Below are 4,050 nucleotides of genomic sequence, written 5' to 3' on the forward strand. Positions count from 1 at the left end.
GCAGCAGCTGCCCGCGCCTGTTGTCGAGGACGACGAAGTAGCTCACCAAATGCATCGCCGGAACGTCCGGCTTGCGCACCCGGTAGACCGGGGCTCCGCTGGCGAGCCACTGCGTAGCGGTCTCCAGATGGGTGCGCTCCAGTTCGTCCCACGGTTCGATGGCACCAACCAGCTGGAGAAGGCGGCCACGCGGCTGCTCGTCAGGGGCGGTGAACAGGTGGTCAGTTGTGGTCATCCGTGGATGCTGGCAGGCGCCACCGACAACCGTGCTCTACGGACACCATCCACCGCGGGCACCTGGGAATTACGCGACCAGACCGGGGGAACTGTGGGCTCTGTCGGTGATCTTGTGACGATGAGGGTGCCGAAGGCCTACTGATTCACTTCGGCGTGAGCGTCGGCACCGGCTTCGCAGAGTTCGGCCACCATGGCGGTGGCGACTTCTTCCGGCACGTTCTCGAGGATGGTCGCGGGCAGGTGGCTGATGAGGGACTTGCAGTGCCACAAACTCAGCCCGGTCCGCCTGTGAAGTAGCTTCACGATGTCCATGACCCGGGGGCCAGAGTCAGTCAGAACTACGGTGTGCGGTAGGTCGTCGCAGACCAGCAAGAACGATTCGCTCACCGTGTCCGATCCCTTCATCAGTCCGCAGATGGCCTGCAGCATACGGCGAGGCTCGGCGATCACGTCTTGAGAAGGATGCGTCTGCGGAGCAGGTCGAGGTTGGCTCGCCCGAAGCCCATGCGCTTGAGGAGCTTGACCCTGGTCACATGACCCTCGACCTGGCCTGAGCTCCACGGTGTGATGAGCGCGGCGACAACCGCTTCCAGGTCCCGCTTGAGGCCGTTGACCAATGAGTGCAGAGCGGGCAGGTCGTCGGTGAGGACCCGGTCCAGCCAGGCGGGCAACTCGTCGCCGCGCAGGTCGCGCATCATGTGGGCGAAGTCTCGGACGTGCTGTGCGGCGGCGTCGAGGTGCGGACAGGCGGCGCGGATCTCCTTGAGCTCGGTCGCGTCGGCCTCAGCCAGACGACCCGGATGGGTCATGATCCAGCGGACGACACGCCGCGGCTTCGGGGTCGGCCGCAGCTCGGGCGGCGGTGCAGGCGGGTTCCGTGGCTTGGGGCTGTGCGGCTTCTTGAAGGGGCGGAAGTAGCGGCGGACGCACTGGATGTCGCCGGTGAAGCCACGCTCGCGCAGTTCGCGGTGGAGCTGGGGAATGTCTTGGCAGCCCTCACGCCAGCGTTGGTGCAGATACGGCTTGTACTCATCCAGGATCGAGATGCGGTTGGTTGCCTTGACCATGAGCTCGTCGAGGCTGCCCGCGCGGGCGAAGCGCCGCACGGTGGAGTGGTCCAGCCGTAGATGGCGGCCGATGGCGGCCAGGGACTTCCCCTCGGCCAGCAGCTGTTGCACCGTCGTGTACCGCTCGGTGGTGCGGGCCACCAGCCGCCGGGGGTGGCCCAGGATGTCGAGCGTGCCATCGGGTGGGGCGAAGTCAGGCTCCGGCTCAGACGACTCCGCCGTGACCAGGATCGTCGTGGTCGGCTCCGGAATATCCGGGGTCGGGGCGAGCGCGGTGCGGATGCAGGCGTGGTGGGTGCCGACGGTCTTCTCCACGGCTTCGGCGAGGTTGCGCCACAGATGCCAGCCGTCGGCGACCTGGAGGGCCTGCGGAGCCCGGTGCGGGCGCCTTCGGCGTAGGCGCCGGCCCGGTCGCGGCAGATCACCTCGATCTCCGGGTGGCGGGCGAGCCAGGCGGCCAGGGGTTCGGCGTCCCTGCTGGGCAGGACGTCCAGCGGGCGGCGGGCTTCCAGGTCAACCAGGAGAGTCGCGTAGGAGTCACCCTCGCGGAGGGCGAAATCATCAACGCCCAGCACTCTGACCAGGCCGGACGGTGCATCTGGAACCGAGCAGAGCAGGCCCAGGAGCACGTCCTTGGCCACCGGAATACCCAGCAGCGCGGCCAGCCGGGCCCCTCGGGACGCCCCGCCAGCATCAGCGCGATCGACGACAGCATCTGCCGTAACAACGGCGTGTACCGGGCGTGCGGCCGGGTCAGGCCCTCCACATGCTCGGCGAACGTCACTGCGGCGCAGCGGGAGTTACTGCACTTGAATCGCCGCACCACGAGCTCGATCACCACCGCACTCCCAGTTGATGCCCAGTTCAGACCGGCTCCGTCACAAGATCTCCGACAGAGCCCGAAAAGGCTCTGGCGCTGATCTTGTGACGCGGTCGGTGTGTGGACATCGCCACCGCGGCCACCGGCCCGCTGTGGTTACAGCTGTACTGGCTCAAGCGCTGCGACCTCCCGGTGGACCTGATCCGCTGGGCCGGGGCCACCGGTTTCCGCGCGCTGGTCCTCACCGTCGACGCGCCCAGGGTGGCGTTCTGTCCCCGGGACGCCGCCAACGGGTTCGCGGTGCCCCCGGGCATCCGGGCGGTCAACGTGGCGCACGACGTGATGGCCGCCTCGCACGGCAGCCGGGACGGGGAGTCGGCCGTCGCCCGGCACTCCAAGGAGCAGTTCGACGCCTCGATCACCTGGGAGGATCTCGCCTGGCTGCGCGAAGTGACCTACCTGCCCCTGGTACTGAAGGGCGTGCTCACCGGCGAGGACGCCGAACTGGCCGTCAAGCATGGCGTCTCGGGGCTAGTCGTCTCTAACCACGGCGGCCGCCAGCTGGACTTCTCCCGCAGTGCCCCCGACGCCCTCCCCGAGATCGTGGACGCCGTCGCCGGGCAGTGCGCGGTCGTCCTCGACGGCGGGGTTCGGCACGGCGCCGACATCGCCAAGACCCTGTGCCTGGGCGCGGACGCGGTGATGGTCGGACACCCGGCCCTGTGGGAGCTCGTCCACTCCGGCGCGGAGGGCGTCGCGGACGTCCTGCGGCTGCTCATGGGCGAGTTCGAGGAGGTCATGGCCCTGATAGGGGCGCCCACCGTGGCCGACTTCGAGCGGTCAGGGGTGGTCCTTCCCGGGGGCGCCCACTTCTCCCCCTGACGCCGCGCGTCCACCCGGACGCCCGAAGGCGCCTTCGGCCTTCACCGCTTGGTATGCGGCGGAGGCCCAAGGCGCCTTATCGTACGGTCGTTGGGAGCGCGGCGTCAGCCGAGCTGCCCGGTCGGCCGCATGGTGATGTGGTTGATGTCCACGCCCGCGGGCTGGTTGACGGCGAAGACGATCGTGTCCGCGATCTGCTCGGCGGTCATCGCCGGCGCCGCCTCGGGGGTGCCGCCGCGCTCGTCCCAGAACGGGGTGTCCACCACCCCGGGGGCGACGACGGTCACGCCGACTCCGTCCTTGCCGACCAGCAGCCGGGTGTTCTCGGCCAGCGCGTGCGCGGCCCACTTGGTGACCGAGTACAGGTTGCCAGGCGTGTTGCGCACCCCGGCGACCGAACCGATGATCACGATCCGGCCCTTGGACTCCCTGAGGTGCGGCAGGGTCTCCCGCACCAGCAGGGCCGGGCCCAGGACGTTGGTGAGGACCATGGCGCGCATGTCCTCGGGGGCGTGGCTCTCCAGGTTGCCGGGCAGTGAGAAACCGGCGTTGGCGATGACGTTGTCCAGTCGGCCCCACGCGTCCACCACGCGGCGCACGGCGGAGGCGACGTCGTGCGCGTCGCTGGTGTCGCCGGTGATCGTCAGCAGCCGCTCGCCCGCTCCGGCCGAAGCGGCGAAGGCGGCCAGCTTGTCCGCGTCACGTCCAGTGACGGCCACGCGGTGGCCCTGCTTGAGCAGGGCGCGGGCGGTGGCGGCGCCGATTCCGGTCGAGCCACCGGTGATCAGCGTGACGGGTTCCATGGGACGGCCTCCTCAGCGATATGGGTCATCGGGGCTCCGCCAGGGTCCCGGATGCCGATGAACGCGAGGTGGCGCGTGAGGTCGGCCGACTCCGGGTCGCCGGTTCCCCGAAACGCCTGCACTATACCCAGCGATCTTCCCGCCGAGCCGGTACGCCATCGCTGACCGGCCACGATGCCGTACGAAGTGGCCGAACCCGCGCGGCCGGCCCCCATGTTGGGCCCTGCGCGCCGCGCAGGGC

5 protein-coding genes and 2 pseudogenes are annotated in these 4,050 nt (G+C 69.5%); 1 reads left to right on the forward strand and 6 read right to left on the reverse strand.

Annotation, left to right across the window (positions count from 1 at the left end; genetic code table 11):
• The 4 genes and pseudogenes from ACWD35_RS44970 to ACWD35_RS44985 all read right to left on the reverse strand — a co-directional run.
• Positions 1-235: pseudogene (locus ACWD35_RS44970) on the reverse strand (DNA mismatch repair protein MutT); the annotation flags it as partial.
• Between the two features lie 137 nt (positions 236-372).
• Positions 373-666: a ribosomal protein L7/L12 gene (locus ACWD35_RS44975; protein ID WP_451357097.1), complete on the reverse strand. Its 294-nt coding sequence runs from the start codon at positions 664-666 to the stop codon at positions 373-375.
• Positions 667-683: 17 nt separating this feature from the next.
• A complete protein-coding gene (locus ACWD35_RS44980; RefSeq protein WP_451357098.1) occupies positions 684-1,619 on the reverse strand; it encodes a transposase in 936 nt (311 codons plus the stop codon).
• 74 nt (positions 1,620-1,693) lie between these two features.
• A pseudogene (locus ACWD35_RS44985) lies at positions 1,694-1,945 on the reverse strand (transposase); the annotation flags it as partial.
• A gap of 299 nt (positions 1,946-2,244) precedes the next feature.
• Between ACWD35_RS44985 and ACWD35_RS44990 the strand changes: the two are divergent.
• Positions 2,245-3,006 carry an alpha-hydroxy acid oxidase gene (locus ACWD35_RS44990; RefSeq protein WP_451357099.1) on the forward strand — a complete coding sequence of 254 codons (762 nt, stop codon included), beginning with the start codon at positions 2,245-2,247 and terminating at the stop codon, positions 3,004-3,006.
• Between the two features lie 104 nt (positions 3,007-3,110).
• On the opposite strand, the gene ACWD35_RS44995 is transcribed toward ACWD35_RS44990, so the two are convergent.
• A complete protein-coding gene (locus tag ACWD35_RS44995; protein ID WP_209410293.1) occupies positions 3,111-3,809 on the reverse strand; it encodes an SDR family oxidoreductase in 699 nt (232 codons plus the stop codon).
• On the reverse strand, positions 3,791-4,050 hold a 260-nt coding region (locus tag ACWD35_RS45000), incomplete at its 5' end, for a hypothetical protein (protein WP_451357100.1). The genes ACWD35_RS44995 and ACWD35_RS45000, both read right to left, overlap by 19 nt.

This window comes from Streptomyces sp. NPDC002671, assembly GCF_053592475.1.

Excerpts from the sequence above, each read along its gene's own strand:
- ACWD35_RS44975 (WP_451357097.1), bottom strand. The coding sequence starts at position 666 with ATGCTGCAGGCCATCTGCGGACTGATGAAGGGATCGGACACGGTGAGC.
- ACWD35_RS44995 (WP_209410293.1), bottom strand. The coding sequence starts at position 3,809 with ATGGAACCCGTCACGCTGATCACCGGTGGCTCGACCGGAATCGGCGCC.